The 14,394-nt window shown below is 68.9% G+C and carries 13 protein-coding genes; 6 read left to right on the forward strand and 7 right to left on the reverse strand.

From position 1 onward, the window contains the following. Positions 1 to 3: 3 nt before the first annotated feature. Together JL108_RS10730 and JL108_RS10735 are read right to left on the reverse strand one after the other, a co-directional pair. Complete coding sequence (locus JL108_RS10730; RefSeq protein WP_205198264.1) at positions 4 to 573, reverse strand: AAA family ATPase; 570 nt, start codon at positions 571 to 573, stop codon at positions 4 to 6. A gap of 96 nt (positions 574 to 669) precedes the next feature. Continuing rightward, positions 670 to 2,040, reverse strand: coding sequence for a uracil-xanthine permease family protein (locus JL108_RS10735; protein WP_205198265.1), 1,371 nt, complete (start codon positions 2,038 to 2,040; stop codon positions 670 to 672). Between the two features lie 156 nt (positions 2,041 to 2,196). On the opposite strand from JL108_RS10735, the gene JL108_RS10740 reads away from it, so the two are divergent. Both JL108_RS10740 and JL108_RS10745 read left to right on the forward strand, forming a co-directional pair. Next, positions 2,197 to 3,852 carry an ABC-F family ATP-binding cassette domain-containing protein gene (locus JL108_RS10740; RefSeq protein ID WP_205198266.1) on the forward strand — a complete coding sequence of 552 codons (1,656 nt, stop codon included), beginning with the start codon at positions 2,197 to 2,199 and terminating at the stop codon, positions 3,850 to 3,852. A gap of 131 nt (positions 3,853 to 3,983) precedes the next feature. After that, positions 3,984 to 4,568, forward strand: a complete 585-nt coding sequence (locus JL108_RS10745) for a TetR/AcrR family transcriptional regulator (protein WP_205198267.1) — start codon at positions 3,984 to 3,986, stop codon at positions 4,566 to 4,568. 180 nt (positions 4,569 to 4,748) lie between these two features. Here JL108_RS10745 and JL108_RS10750 read toward each other — a convergent pair whose 3' ends face one another. The 3 genes from JL108_RS10750 to JL108_RS10760 are packed head-to-tail and all read right to left on the reverse strand — an operon-like array spanning position 4,749 to position 7,675. Continuing rightward, a complete protein-coding gene (locus JL108_RS10750) occupies positions 4,749 to 6,122 on the reverse strand; it encodes an FAD-binding oxidoreductase (RefSeq protein WP_205198268.1) in 1,374 nt (457 codons plus the stop codon). Positions 6,123 to 6,164: 42 nt separating this feature from the next. After that, a complete protein-coding gene (locus JL108_RS10755; RefSeq protein ID WP_205198269.1) occupies positions 6,165 to 6,848 on the reverse strand; it encodes an MOSC domain-containing protein in 684 nt (227 codons plus the stop codon). 8 nt (positions 6,849 to 6,856) lie between these two features. Next, positions 6,857 to 7,675: an alpha/beta fold hydrolase gene (locus JL108_RS10760; RefSeq protein WP_205198270.1), complete on the reverse strand. Its 819-nt coding sequence runs from the start codon at positions 7,673 to 7,675 to the stop codon at positions 6,857 to 6,859. 35 nt (positions 7,676 to 7,710) lie between these two features. Here JL108_RS10760 and JL108_RS10765 point away from each other — a divergent pair, with 35 nt between their 5' ends. Together JL108_RS10765 and nhaA are read left to right on the forward strand one after the other, a co-directional pair. Then, the gene (locus tag JL108_RS10765) at positions 7,711 to 8,277 is read left to right on the forward strand and encodes a hypothetical protein (RefSeq protein WP_205198271.1); all 567 of its coding nucleotides are present in this window, start codon (positions 7,711 to 7,713) and stop codon (positions 8,275 to 8,277) included. 37 nt (positions 8,278 to 8,314) lie between these two features. After that, positions 8,315 to 10,153, forward strand: a complete 1,839-nt coding sequence (gene nhaA, locus JL108_RS10770) for a Na+/H+ antiporter NhaA (protein ID WP_205198272.1) — start codon at positions 8,315 to 8,317, stop codon at positions 10,151 to 10,153. A gap of 6 nt (positions 10,154 to 10,159) precedes the next feature. Here the strand turns inward: nhaA and JL108_RS10775 are convergent, their stop codons facing one another. Together JL108_RS10775 and JL108_RS10780 are read right to left on the reverse strand one after the other, a co-directional pair. Beyond that, complete coding sequence (locus tag JL108_RS10775; RefSeq protein WP_205198273.1) at positions 10,160 to 11,242, reverse strand: HAMP domain-containing sensor histidine kinase; 1,083 nt, start codon at positions 11,240 to 11,242, stop codon at positions 10,160 to 10,162. Between the two features lie 133 nt (positions 11,243 to 11,375). Continuing rightward, a complete protein-coding gene (locus JL108_RS10780) occupies positions 11,376 to 12,368 on the reverse strand; it encodes a TerC family protein (RefSeq protein WP_205198274.1) in 993 nt (330 codons plus the stop codon). Positions 12,369 to 12,619: 251 nt separating this feature from the next. Here JL108_RS10780 and JL108_RS10785 point away from each other — a divergent pair, with 251 nt between their 5' ends. Beyond that, positions 12,620 to 13,552: an ABC transporter ATP-binding protein gene (locus JL108_RS10785; protein WP_205198275.1), complete on the forward strand. Its 933-nt coding sequence runs from the start codon at positions 12,620 to 12,622 to the stop codon at positions 13,550 to 13,552. Beyond that, positions 13,549 to 14,295: an ABC transporter permease gene (locus JL108_RS10790; protein ID WP_205198276.1), complete on the forward strand. Its 747-nt coding sequence runs from the start codon at positions 13,549 to 13,551 to the stop codon at positions 14,293 to 14,295. Before JL108_RS10785 ends, JL108_RS10790 begins: the two co-directional genes overlap by 4 nt. Positions 14,296 to 14,394 lie beyond the last annotated feature (99 nt).

Raw genomic sequence — 14,394 nt, forward strand, 5'->3', positions numbered from 1 at the left:
GCCTCACCCCGACACGGCGCGACGCAGCGGTCCGGCGAGCCATCGCTCAGCCTCGTCGGTCGATCGCAGCCGGACGATCGCGAGATGCGGATGAGTCGCCGCCAGGGCGGGAATCCGCTCACGGTAGGTGTTGCGGGTGCTGACCGACCACCGCACGATGTGCTCGCGATCGGTGAAGAAGGTGTGCAACGGCGGCTCGATATTGCCATTCCAGAGCTCCTCGCGACGCAGCCGTCGGCGCAGCGTGCGCCGGACGACACGGGGCAGCACGACCCTGGTGAACGGCAGATCGAGCCAGATCATCAGCTCGGCGCGGTCCGCGAGCAGCTCGCGGACCGGCGGGTACTGCCACTCGGTGACCCACGTGTCCTCGGCGACGAAGGCCTCGACATCGCTCAGGAACTCCTCGCGCGGCGTCCACGACGGCCCGTGGAACAGGGCATCGATCTCGGTGTGCGGGAGGCCGGCCACCTCCCCGATGCGACCGGCGAGGGTCGTCTTCCCCGAGCCGGACACACCCGCCACGAGCACCCGGCGGGGCCTCACCGGAAGCGGATCGTCATAGCCGAGCACCGATCGATCCTAACGGCCGCATCTGGCTGATGTGTTAAAGATGCGACGAATATCTAACACGTCGTGCGGATGCGTTAGATGAGTTGACGTGTCGGATCAGCGTCGGTCGTGTCGTTCCTCCGGGGCCGAGTCCGGGAGGGGTACATCGATGTCGAGGGGCACCCCTTCGTCCGGCTTCGGCCGGGTCAGATTCATGACGACGGCCAGGATCGCCGCCGGGACGATGCCGGTCTCGAGGAGCACCTTGATGTTCTCCGGCATCAGCGCCATCGAGTCGGGCACGGCCGCGAAGCCCTGGCCCACGCCGATCGACACCGCGATGACGAGCATGTCGTGACGGTCGAGCGGGTTCTCGGCGATCAGCTTGATGCCCGCGCCGAGCATCATGCCGAACATGACCACCGCCGCGCCCCCGATCACCGAGGACGGCATCAGCGCGATGAGGGTTGCCAGCTTCGGGAAGAGCCCGAGGAAGACCAGGAACGCAGCGCCGATCGACACCACGTGACGGCTCATGACGCCGGTGAAGGCGACCAGTCCCACGTTCTGGCCGAAGGTGGTGTTCGGGAGCGCGCTGAACAGCGACGCGAAGGCGGTGGAGACGCCGTCGGCGATGACGCCGCCGGACATCTCCTTCTTGGTGACCTCGCGGCCCGCCCCGCTCTTGGTGACCGCGGACAGGTCGCCGATGGTCTCCACCGAGGTCGCGATCGCCATCGCCCCCATGGCGATCAGCGCCGCCACCGGGAAGTCCAGACCGAATTCCAGCGGGGTGGGGATCGCGAACCACTTGGCCTCGTTGATCTCGGCGAAGTCGACCTTGCCCATCGGGATGGCGACGAGATAGCCGATGACCAGGCTGATGAGCACGGCCGAGGCCCCGATGAGCCCGTTGCCGAAGCGGTAGAGCACGAGCATGATGACCAGCACCAGCGAGGCCAGGCCGAGGTTGGCGAAGGAGCCGAAGTCCGGTGAGCCGTTGCCACCGGCGAACAGCGCCATGCCGGTCGGCAGCAGGCCGATGCCGATCACCAGCACGACGATGCCGCTGACGAGTGGCGGGAAGAGCACCTGCAGCCACCTGAGACTGAAGCCGAGGGCGACCTGCACCACGCCGGCGAAGATGGCTCCGCCGAAGACCGCGGCGATCCCGTAGTCCTGGGCGAGGGGGATCGAGACGGCCAGGAAGCCGAAGCTGGTGCCCTGCACGATCGGGAGCCGCGAGCCGACCGGGCCGAAGCCGACCGTCTGCAGGAAGGTGGTGAGGCCGGCCACCAGGAGGGCGACCTGGACGAGGAACGCGGTCTCTCCGGTGGTCGCGCCGATCGCGGTGGCCAGCACGATCGGCAGGGTGACATTGCTGGCCATCATGACCAGGACGTGCTGGATGCCGAGCAGGGTCGCCTCCCCCCACGGAGGCATCTCGTCGATGTCGTAGCGCGCGTGGATGGAGTTGTTGGTACTCACGGGGCCCTTTCGGGTCGAGGGGTATCCCCTCGATCCTTCCGTTTGTGACATCGGTCTCACTACCCCAGATCTGCACAGTTCGCCGATCGCCCGACTGTGACACGTCGACAACCCCGGGCGGGCACCTGTTTATCTCGACTGTGATAAACAGGAGTCATGGGTCATCTCGATGTCTCCGCCTGCTCGCTGACGCTCCCGGACGGTCGCGTGCTGCTCGATGACGTCTCCTTCCGGGTGGCGGAGGGCTCCAAGGTCGCGCTGATCGGAGCCAACGGCGCGGGCAAGACCTCGTTGCTGCGGATCATCGGCGGCACCCTGAGCGCCTCGTCCGGCGCCGTGCAGGTGGCCGGTGGTCTCGGCATCATGTGGCAGTTCATCGACGAGTCGGCCGAGACGATCGCCGACGCGCTGCTCTCGGTGGCACCACGACCGGTGCGTGAGGCCGCGGAACGACTCGCGGCAGCCGAACGGCGGATGACCGAGGTCGCCACCGAGTCGGCCCAGCTCTCCTACGCGTCAGCCCTCGCGGCATGGGGCGACGCCGGTGGCTACGAGGCCGAGGTGCTGTGGGACACCTGCACGGTCGCGGCGCTGGGCGAGCCCTTCGAGGCGTGCCGCGAGCGCGATGTGCGCACACTGTCCGGCGGCGAGCAGAAGCGTCTCGTGCTGGAGGCACTCCTCCGCGGGTCCCACGAGGTGCTGCTGCTCGACGAACCCGACAACTATCTGGATGTGGCGGGCAAGCGCTGGCTGGAGGAGCAGTTGCGGGCCACCGCCAAGAGCGTGCTGTTCGTCAGCCATGATCGTGAGCTCCTGGCGCGTACCGCCGACAGCATCGTCACCCTCGAGCTGGGAGCCGCCGGCAACACCACGTGGACCCATCCGGGTGGCTTCGCGACCTACCACGAGGCGCGCGAACGACGCTTCGAGCGACTCGACGAGCTGCGGCGGCGATGGGACGACGAGCACGCGAAGCTCAAGGCCCTGGTCCAGATGTACAAGCAGAAGGCCGCGTACAACTCCGACATGACTTCGCGCTACCGCGCCGCGCAGACCCGGCTCGCCCGCTTCGAGCAGGCCGGCCCGCCACAGGAGCGGCCGCGGGAACAGCGCATCGACATGCGACTTCGGGGCGGCCGGACCGGCAAGCGCGCGATCATCTGCGACCACCTCGAGCTGGTCGGCTTGACCGATCCCTTCGACTTGGAGGTCTGGTACGGCGATCGGCTCGCGGTGCTCGGACCCAATGGCACCGGCAAGTCCCACCTGCTGCGGCTGCTCGCGGCCGGCGGGAGCCAGCCGGATGTCCAGCACCGTCCGGTCGGCGATCTGCCGATCGAGCCGGTCGAGCACACGGGAACGGCTCGACTCGGAGCACGGGTACGGCCCGGATGGTTCGCGCAGACGCAGGGCCGGCCGGACCTGCACGGCCGGACCTTGGTCGAGATCCTCCACCGAGGAGACGAGCACCGCGACGGCATGGACCGCGAGACCGCGTCGCGGGCACTCGATCGCTACGAGCTCGCGACCTCGGCCGAACAGGACTTCGGCTCGCTCTCGGGCGGGCAGAAGGCCCGCTTCCAGATCCTGCTGCTGGAGCTCGGCGGCGCGACGCTGCTCCTGCTCGACGAGCCGACCGATAACCTCGATCTGCTGTCCGCGGAGGCCCTGCAGCAGGCCCTCCGCGCCTTCGACGGCACCGTGCTCGCCGTGACCCACGATCGCTGGTTCGCTCGCGAGTTCGATCGCTACCTGGTGATCGACGATGCGGGCGCGGTCCGCGAGACCGCCGAGCCGGTCTGGGCGGCCTGACCATGGACGGTGTCGAGCGTCGTCCCGAGACCCTGGATCCCTCCCGCCGGGTGGGCGGTGGGTTAGGCACCTCTCCGGTGCTCCGACAGGTGCCTGACCCACCGCTGCCCGCGAGCCGGGAGGCGTGAGCGATGCCGGCCCGGATCGACGCCTCACAGCGGCGCGCGGACGTGGTCGCCGCCGCCTCGCGACTCGTCGCCCGTGACGGCGCGGCGGCACTGTCACTGCGGAGAGTGGCCGACGAGGCGGAGCTCAATGTCGGCTCGGTGCGGCACTACTTCGACGGCAGCGACGATCTGCTGACGGCCACGGCCGAGGACGTCGGCCGGCGGATGGGCGAGCGATTGGCCTCGCATCGGCTGGACGACCTCGGCGCCGAGTGGCCGGAGCGGCTCGCCGTCTTCGTCGAGGAGGTTCTGCCGGTGGATGTCGAGCGACGGGAGGAGGCCGCCGTGCTCGTGGAGTTCGTCGTCGCCTCGCGCACTCGGCCGATCCTCGCGGCGGCGACCGCCCGGATGGGACGCGATCTGCGCGAGGCGCTGTGCACGGCGCTCGCCTCGGCGGGGATCGGTGCGGCCGAGCAGGAGGCGGATCGTCTCGCGGCCCTCATCGGCGGCCTGACCCTGGATGCGATCACCCCGCACGGCGAGCTCGGCCCGGCCGAGCTGCGCGCGACGCTCCGCCGCCACCTGGAGAGCCTGGCGCGCCACGAGTGATGAACCGCTCGCCACGGGCGGTAGCCTGCCAACGTTATCCGCGCCCGATGGGGTTGATGACGTACCGCCACCCCGCGGAAGCGGTTGATGGCGTACCGCCACCCCGCGGAAGCGGTTGATGGCGTACCGCCACCCCGCGGGAGCGGTTGATGGCGTACCGCCACCATGGCGGGGGCCCGCTCAGCCCAGGGACTTGCCGGGATTGAGGATCCCGGCCGGATCGAGAGCCTCCTTGACCGCTCGTTGGACGTCCAGGTGGACCGGGCCGACCTGCTCGGCCATGAGATCTCGCTTGGCGAGGCCCACCCCGTGCTCGCCGGTCACCGTGCCGCCGAGGTGCAGTCCGAGCCGGGCGATCTCCTCGGCTGCCCGCCGCGCGCGGGACTCGGCCGCGATGTCGCCGTGATCGAAGACCACTGTCGGATGCATGTTGCCGTCGCCGATGTGGCCGAAGCACGCCACGGTCACCCCGTGACGTGTCCCGATCTCCTGGCATCCCGCAACGAGGTCCGGCACCGCCGAGAGCGGCACGCACACGTCATCCAACAGCCACTGTCCCTGGGCTTCGAGGGCGTCCAGTGCGGTCCTGCGCGCCATCGTGAGCAGCTCGGACTCGGCCTCGTCCTGCGTGGTCATCACGAACCCGGCACCGGCCTCCTCGCAGGCTCGCGCGCACCGCTCGATCGCCTCGACGTCGCCGTCATCGGTCTGCACCAGCAGCAATGCCGCCGCGTCCGTATCCAGGCCGCTGGGCCGGTACTCCTCGACGGCACGCAGCGTCGGCGCGTCCATCAGTTCGCACATGCTCGGGCGGCCCTCGGTCAGGACTCCCGCCACCGCTCGCCCGGCCGCCGCGAGCTCGTCGAAGCTGGCGACGAGGGTCGCGACCGATCGCGGGGCGGGCCGCAGACGCACCGTGACCTCGGTGACGACCCCCAGCATCCCTTCGCTTCCCACGAAGAGTCCGAGCAGGTCGAGTCCCGCCACATCCTTCACGGTGCGCCCGCCGAGGCGCAGGATCCGCCCGTCGGCGAGGACTACCTCGAGGCCCAGCACCGAATCGCGGGTGACGCCGTACTTCAGACAGCACAGTCCGCCCGCATTGGTCGCGACATTGCCGCCGATCGTGCAGAACTCGGCCGACCCCGGGTCGGGGGCATACCGCAGGCCATGGGCGGCGGCCAGGCGCTTCAGCTCGGCGGTGACGACCCCGGGTTGGACGACGGCGTACTGATCCGTCGGGTCGAGGGCGAGCACCTGGTCCATCGCCTCGAGAGACAGCACGATCCCACCCTCGACACCGTTCGCGGCACCGGCCAATCCGGATCCGGCACCCCGCGGTACGACGGGGATGCTGTGCCGGGTCGCCCAGCGCAGCACGGTCGAGACCTGCTCAACAGTGGACGCCCGCACGACCGCGAGCGGTGCGACGGCAGATGCCCAGAGCTCGCGATCGCGTTCATAGGACGCGAGGATCTCCGGGTCGGTGAGGACACTTCCGGGCGACAGCTCCTCGGACAGCTCGTCGATCGCGGCGGTGGTCGGCACGGTCATTCCCCGATTCTCGCTGCTTCGGCACGGCGCGCTAGGGCGAGGTCACGATCGGGGACTCGTCAGCACGCGATCGTGGAGCGTGATGACTCCCGGTTCGATCACGTCGGCGTAGACCGCCAGGCACAGGTCTCGCTCCCTCCCGGCATCCTTCAGCCACCTAGCTTCGGGCACGACGCCGTCCTGAGCCACATCGATCACGCGGCAGCGTGGAACCCGCTCGACGACCCGGAGCACCACAGTCCCCAGGGTCACCGTCGAACCGACCCAGTCCTCCTCCTCGAAGGGCGTGGACGTCTCGACGACGACATTGGCGCGCAGCCGGCGAGCGTCCCCGACGGGACCCCAGCGCTCGGCACACCACTGCAATGTCGCCGATCCGATGAGCGATACCGCGCCCATGTCCTGATGCGGTGTCGTGTCTTCCGCGGTCACGCTCACCCGAGCGCCGAGGCGTGCGCTCAGATGATCATCGAGCTGCGGATCGCCGACAGTCCAGCGTTCCTCGCCGCACGACACGGTGACCGAATCGCCGGCGGTGCTCGCGCGGTAGTCGGCGACGCGGTCGCGCCGCCTGAAGCGCCGGGTGTCCTTCAACGCCGCGAATCGTCCGTCGTGGTCGGTCACCGCGAACCAGCGGTCACCGACCAGCCCGCGGTTGTCGAGATCGACCGTTCGCAGCCACTCTCCGCCCATGGCCTTGACCGGATAGCGGCGCAAGGCCGCCACCCGCGGCGTCACTGTCCTGAGGCCCGCGACACGATGGCCTCGGCGAGTTCGCCGGGTGCCTCCTCGGGAACCCAGTGCGAGATCCCGTCCAGCTCGACGAAGCGGTAGTCGGCATCGACATGATCGCCGCAGCGCTCCGCTCCGGCCCGCCCCAGAGCCTGGTCGTCGGTGCTCCAGACATAGGTCGTGGGCACCTGGACCGCCGGCAGGTCGGTCTCGGGGGTCATGGCGCGATACCAGTTCAGGGCCGCGGTCAGCGCTCCCGGCTCGCGCAGGGCCGCGAGGTGCTCCCCGACGAGATCGGCCGGGACGCGCCCCTCGAACATCGCGATCAGCCGCCGGGCATCGTCCTCCAGCAGCAGCTCCTCGGCGCGCTGCCCGTCCCGGAACAGCCCGATATAGGAGGCGCGGCGCTGCTGATCGGCGTCGTGGGCGAGCGCCCACCCGTACGCGGCCAGGTGCGGCACCGACACGGCCGTCAGTGTCTCGACTCGCTCGGGGTGCAGAGCTGTCAGCTTCCAGGCCACCGCCGCGCCCCAGTCGTGACCGACGAGATGGAAGCGGTCGAGCCCCCAGGCATCGGCGAGGGCGAGCACGTCATCGGCCAAGGTGTCCATCCTGTAGGCCTCGACGCCGTCGGGCCGCGCCCCGGGGGAGTAGCCGCGCTGGTTCGGGGCGGAGGTGCTGTACCCGGCATCGTGCAGGAGGCCGGCGACGGTTCGCCAGCTGGCGGCCGTCTCGGGGAACCCGTGCAGGAGCACGACCGGTGGCCCTTCCCCGCCTCGTTCGACCTCGAAGGTCATGTCGCGTGCGGTCGTCTGCTCCATCCGGCCTCCCGGTGAATCGGCGTAGGGTGACGTCCATGGTCCACGTGGACATCGACTCTCGTCAGAGTGAGGGTCCTGCCGTGGTGATCCTGCCCGGAGCGGGCTACACCGCGCAAGCGCCCCTGCTGTACTGGTCGGCGCGAGCGCTCGCCGACGACGGATGGTGCGTGGCGACAGTGAGCTGGACCGTGGACGATGCCGCCCGCGCGCGGTCCCGAGAGTTCGTCGAGGACGCGTACCGGAGCGCCTGCTCGGCGCTGGATCGCACCCCCGGCCTCGTCGTGGGCAAGTCCTTCGGCAGTTGGGCGCTGCCGATCGCGGTCGACGCAGGAGTACCCGGCGTGTGGCTCACTCCGCTGCTGATGGAGGACGCGATCGGCGACGCATTGCGGACCGCCGGCGCCGAGCACCTCGCGATCGGTGGGACCGATGACCCCGCCTGGCTGCCCGAGCGCGTCGAGGGGACCCGCGCTCGGCTCGTGACGATCGAGGACGCCGATCACGGTATCGAGGTGTCGTCATGGGATACGTCGATGGAGATCCAGCGCGGAATCGTCGCCTCCGTCGCCGACCACGCCCGTCACCGGGTTCACCGGGAGTAAGTTGACGCTCGGCGGAGTTGTCCGAGAGGTGAGCGATATGAGTGCGGTCGACGCGGGGGTCCAGCGGGTCATCGAACGGCTGCGGACCGAGTCCGGCAGCGCGCTCCTCCTGGTGGGCGTCGCGCTGTTCGCGCTGGTGTGGGCCAACTCGCCGTTCTCCGCCAGCTACGAGCATCTGCTGGAGATCCCGATCATGGTCGAGATCGGCGACTTCATCATCGACATGGATCTGCACCACTGGGTCAACGACGGCCTCATGGTGGTCTTCTTCTTCCTCATCGGACTGGAGGTGCGCCAGGAGTTCGCGGTCGGTTCGCTACGCGACCGCCGCCGCGCCCTGGTTCCCCTGGTGGCCGGGCTCGCCGGCGTGGCGTTGCCAGCGCTGATCTACCTGGCGATCGCCGGGGGTGAGGCGGCACGTGGTTGGGGCGCTGTGGTCGGCACTGACACTGCCTTCCTGCTCGGCGCGCTGGCGCTCCTCGGCCCCGCGATGTCGAACCAGCTGCGCGTCTTCCTGCTGACGCTGACGGTCGTCGACGACTTCCTCGCGGTCTCGATCATCGGCATCTTCTACACCGACGACCTCGCGGTCACCCCGCTGCTGATCGCCTTCGTCTGCCTGGGCCTGCTATGGCTGCTCGGACGGTCGCGTCAGTGGCGCAGCAGCCCCTATGTCGTCATGATCGTCGTTCTCTGGGCGGCGACGCTGCTGTCGGGCATCCACCCATCGCTCGCCGGCATGGCCGCGGGTCTGCTGGTCCCGGCCGCGGCGCCCGAGCGCGAGGACGTCATCCGGGCCAAGTACCTCTTCCGCGACTACTGGCAGTCGCCGCAGGCCCGCGTGGCCAGGACGGCACAGGCGGGCCTGGCGCGGTCGATCTCGGTCAACGAGCGGCTGCACACCGTCATCGCCGCCCCGGTCGCCCTCGTGATCGTGCCGATCTTCGCCCTCGTCAACGCGGGGGTCGACCTGCGCGGCGGTGTGCTCGGGGATGCGCTGCGTTCCCCGGTGACCTGGGGCATCGTGGCCGGGCTCGTGGTCGGCAAGACCCTCGGCATCTCGCTCGGCGCCTGGGCCGCGGTCCGGCTGCGGCTCGGCACCCTGCCCGACGGGGTCGGTCCGGGCAGCGTCGCCGGGGGAGCCGCGCTCTCGGGGATCGGATTCACGATGTCGCTCCTGATCGTCTCGCTGGCCTTCGAGGGCGAGACGGCGCGCTTCGCGGTCATCGGCGTGCTCATCGCGATGGGGCTCTCGTGGCTGCTCGGCTGGGTCGTGTTCCGTGTCGCGCGGAACCGGCTGGGAGAGGAGAGCGCCGACCTGCCGATGGTGCTCGATCCGCCGCTGGACCCTGAGCGCGACCACATCCACGGCGATCCCGCCGCGCCCGTCGTCGTGGTCGAGTACTTCGACTTCGAGTGCCCGTTCTGCGCCCGCAGCACCGGCATGGGCGACGACCTGCGTGCCCACTTCGGCGACGATCTGTGCTTCGCCGTGCGTCATCTGCCGCTCGAGGACGTCCATCCGCGGGCCCTCGACGCCGCGATCGTGGCCGAGGCCGCTGGACGGCAGGGCAAGTTCTGGGAGATGTACGGACTGCTCTTCGGGTCGCAGGCCCACCTGGAGGACGACGACCTCGTGGGCTATGCCGACCAGCTCGGCCTCGACCTCGACCAGTTCGCTGAGGACTGCGCCGATGCCCAGGTCCGCGATCGGGTGCGCGACGACGAGGCGAGTGCGTTCGCCAGCGGCGCGCGCGGAACCCCGACCTTCTTCCTCAACGGCATCCGGCACCGTGGCCCGCACGATGCCCGCACCCTCATCGCGGCGCTCGAACAGCAGCGCGCCGCCGACCGCTCCCTCCGCGGCCGGCTGTGAACGCTGTCAGGAGGCCGCGAGCGACTGTTGGGGGCCAGATTCGTACGGTGTGCCCGCGTCCGGGACGCGCGGCAGCGTCACGGTGAAGGTCGAGCCTCGACCCACCACACTGTGGACTCGCAGATCCCCGCCCAGTGAGTTCACCAGAGCCAGGGCGCTGGGGAGTCCGAGGCCGGTTCCGCCGTCCACCACATCGCTGCGGTGGGCACGGTAGTAGGGCTGGAAGATGCGCTCGAGATCCTCCTCGGCGATGCCCCCGCCGCCATCGTGCACGGCGATGACGACCCTCTGATCGTCCTCGGTGAGTTGGACGACGATGTCCTCATCGCTGTACTTGACGGCATTGTCGAGCAGATTGATGAGTATGCGCAGGAGGGTATGACGCTGGATGTGAGCCGTGATCGACCGATCCCCCGCGATGGTCACTCTCTCGTAGACATCACCGGGCAGGACGACCGCGACGGCATCGAGCACGACCTCGTCCAGTTCGATCTCTTCAGCGGCGACCACCGCGAGTCGAGGAGTCTCCGCGTGCGCCAGGTCGGCGAGTTCCCCCAGCATATCCGCGACTTGATCGCTCGCTGTGGCGATATGATCGAGGAGGGGACAAGGCTCGTCCACGCTCTCCTGGAGCAGCGCGGTGTAACCGACGAGCGCGGTGACGGGGGTCCGAAAATCGTGCACGAAGGTGCGGAGAAACCGCTGCCTGGACTCTTCTTCGAGCCTCGCCGGCGTGATATCGCGGACGACCTTGACGAATCCCTGATCGACGCGGCCTGAGGAGACCGCGGTGATCATGACGTGGGCCCAGAACTCGGTCCCGTCGGCGCGTACGCGCCACCCCGTGTCCTGGACGAATCCCTCCTGCCGCGCTGTCTCGAGCAGTCGCTGGGGGATACCGCGTCGTCGGTCCGCGTCTCGATAGAAGGTCTCGAAGGATCGCCCGATGATGTCGGCCGCCGGGTATCCCTTCATCTGCTCGGCCGCGTCACTCCATCCGATGACGGTCCCCGTGTCGTCCAACCGGACGATCGCCGCCAAGGCCTGGGGTTCGAGGAACTGCTGAGAGGTGTTGACGTCGTGGGTCACGCGAGCCGTCCTGTTGATGGCGAGCCGCAGCGGCTCGGGAGGGTTATCCCTTCGCCATCGAGTTGAACACGCGTGGTTCACCCCCGCAAGACGGGCGATCGAGGCAGTGCTCGTGGCTGAACGCCGGCGGCGCTCAGTCCTCGAGGGTGGGGTCTTTTTGCGCCTTGCCGCCGGTCTTGAGCAGGCTGGCGACCGTCGTGATGACGAGGATCCCGACGATGACGATCAGCGACATGCCCGTGGAGACCTCGGGCACCTTCACGTGCTCGCCGTCGTTGATGAAGCCCAGCGTGTTCTCGTGCAGGGCATGCAGCACCAGCTTGACGCCGATGAAGGCCAGGATCAGCGACAGTCCGTAGGAGAGGAAGACCAGCCGGTCCAGCAGGCCGCCGATGAGGAAGAACAGCTGCCGCAGTCCCAGCAGCGCGAAGGCGTTGGCCGTGAAAACCAGATACGCCTCCTGGGTCAGACCGTAGATCGCCGGGATCGAGTCGACCGCGAAGACCAGGTCGGCGAAGCCGATCGCCACCAGCGTCAGCAGCATCGGCGTCACCAGGCGCTTGCCGCCGATGCGCACGGTGAGACGGTCGCCGTGATACTCGTCGGTGGTCGGCAGGACGCGCTTGACCAGCCGCGCGATGCGGCTGTCACCCTCATCGTCGTCGTCCTTGACGTGATCGATGATGAGCTTGACGGCCGTGTAGATCAAGAACGCGCCGAAGAGGTAGAACACCCAGGCGTAGGCATTGATCGCCGCGGCGCCGAGAGCGATGAACGCGCCGCGCATCACCAGTGCCATCGCGATGCCGATCAGCAGCACCTTCTGCTGGTACTCCCGCGGCACCGAGAAGCTCGCCATGATGATGACGAAGACGAAGAGATTGTCGACGCTGAGCGCCTTCTCCGTCACATAGCCGGCGAAGTACTCACCGCCGAACGTGCCACCCCACACCCACACGACGATGAGACCGAAGATGATCGCGATGCCGATGTAGAAGGCCGACCAGAAGCCGGATTCCTTGAGGGTCGGGGCGTGCGGAGTGCGTACGTGGGCGAAGAAGTCGAACACGAAGAAGCCGGCGATGACGGCGATCGTGACGAGCCAGGTCAGCAGGGAGACGTCCACAGAGAATCCTTCGGTGCGTGCGTAGTCACCGGAGGTCTCTCCCGCCGGGTGGAAACCGGCCGCCGACCCGGGACGACATCGGTGTCGCACGTGATGACGAGTCGGACGTGAGTGGGGATACTCCCCTCCTGGTGCACTAGTGAACCATGTCGCGCCGACGATCGCCTACTTCGCCGGCTGGCCGATCGGCTGACCCGGCTCTGGCGGATCGGCCGATGCCCCGGACCCGCTCCGTCTTCCAGGATGGAGGCATGACTACGACCACCGCCCCTGCCATCCGGCTCCGCGGGCTACGCAAGACCTACGGATCGGTCGTCGCCGTCGATGACATCGACCTCGAGGTGGCCACCGGTGAGATCCTCGGCGTGCTCGGTCCGAACGGGGCCGGCAAGAGCACGATGATCGACTGCATCGCCGGACTGGCCCGCCCCGACGCGGGGACCGTCGAGGTCCTCGGCGTCGACCCGGCCCGTGACCGCGCCACCGCTAAACGTGACCTGGGCGTACAGCTCCAGCAGGCCGGCCTACAGCCGAAGCTCCGTGTGAGCGAGGCCCTCGATCTCTTCGCGAGCTTCTATGACGATCCTCGCGATCCAGCCGAGCTCGCCGACCAGCTCGGCCTCACCGAACGCCTCGGACATGCCTGGACCGCGCTCTCGGGTGGCCAGCAACAGCGTCTCTCCATCGCCTTGGCCCTGATCGGCCGACCCCGTATCGCGCTCCTCGACGAGCTCAGCACGGGACTCGACCCGGCGTCGCGGCGCGATGTGTGGTCGCTGGTGCGGGAAGTGCGCGAGGCCGGCACGACGATCGTTCTCGTCACCCACCTGATGGAGGAGGCGCAGTTCCTGTGCGACCGCCTCGCGGTGATCGAGCGAGGGCGGATGATCGCCCTCGACACGCCGGCGGGTCTCGTCGGCAGCACCGCCGCACCCGCGGTGATGCGGTTCGCACCGTCGGCGAGTGTCGCCCTGGACGTCCTGCGCTCCTTCGACGGAGTCGCGGACGTGACCTCCGGTGACCAGACGGTCCAGGTGGTCACCGATGACGACGGCGTGCTCGCCGTCCTGGACCACCTGGCGCGGGAGGGCATCCGACCGCACGGCCTGAGAATCACCGAGTCGAGCCTGGACGAGGCCTATCTCGATGTCGTCCGCCGCGAATCCGAAGGAGCGAACCGATGAGCACGACCACCACCGCCCGCGCCGTCCTCGGCGCCGAGACGCGGTTGATGCTGCGGGAGCCCGGCGCGCTGTTCTGGATCATCGTCTTCCCGCCTGCCCTGCTCGGCATCCTCGGACTCATCCCCGACTTCCGCACGCCGAGCGAGGATCTCGGCGGGTTGCGGACCATCGATCTGTATCTTCCGACGGCGCTGATCCTGACCGCCATCATGGCCTCGCTCATGACGATGCCCGCCGTGATCTCCACCTATCGCGAGAAACTGGTGCTGCGGCGGTACGCCACCACTCCGGCGCGGGCGGGCGACCTGCTGTTCGCCCAGGGTGTGCTCCATGCGGGCGCGGTGCTGATCGGGTCGGGACTCGCCCTGCTCGTCGGCTACGTCGCCTACGATGCCCGGATCGCCGCGCTCGGACCGGCCGCGCTGGTCTACGTTCTCGCGGTCGCCGCCAATCTCGCCTGCGGGGCGCTGATCGCCGGACTCGCGCCCTCGGCGAAGACCGCCTCGGTCATAGGGACGGCGGTGTTCTTCCCCTCGATGTTCACCGCGGGCGTGTGGTATCCCATCAGCGCCCTTCCCGGGTGGGCGGAGAGCATCGTGGGGCTCACCCCCAATGGCGCGGCGGTCCTGGGACTGGAGCAGGCGGTCGCCGGGGACTGGCCCGATCCGGTCCACCTGATCGTGCTGGTGGCGTGGACGATGCTCGCCGGCGCGGTGGCGGCACGCTACTTTCGCTGGGAGTGACGACCACCGAGCGACCGGGGAAGGGCCATGAGCGAGCGCAGCGAGCGAACCGGCAGTGTTTTCTCATGCCGGCATCGCCTACTGTCCTTTTTCCTTGAG

It is taken from the genome of Aeromicrobium sp. YIM 150415, from assembly GCF_016918125.1.
GTDB classification, from domain to species: Bacteria; Actinomycetota; Actinomycetes; order Propionibacteriales; family Nocardioidaceae; genus Aeromicrobium; species Aeromicrobium piscarium.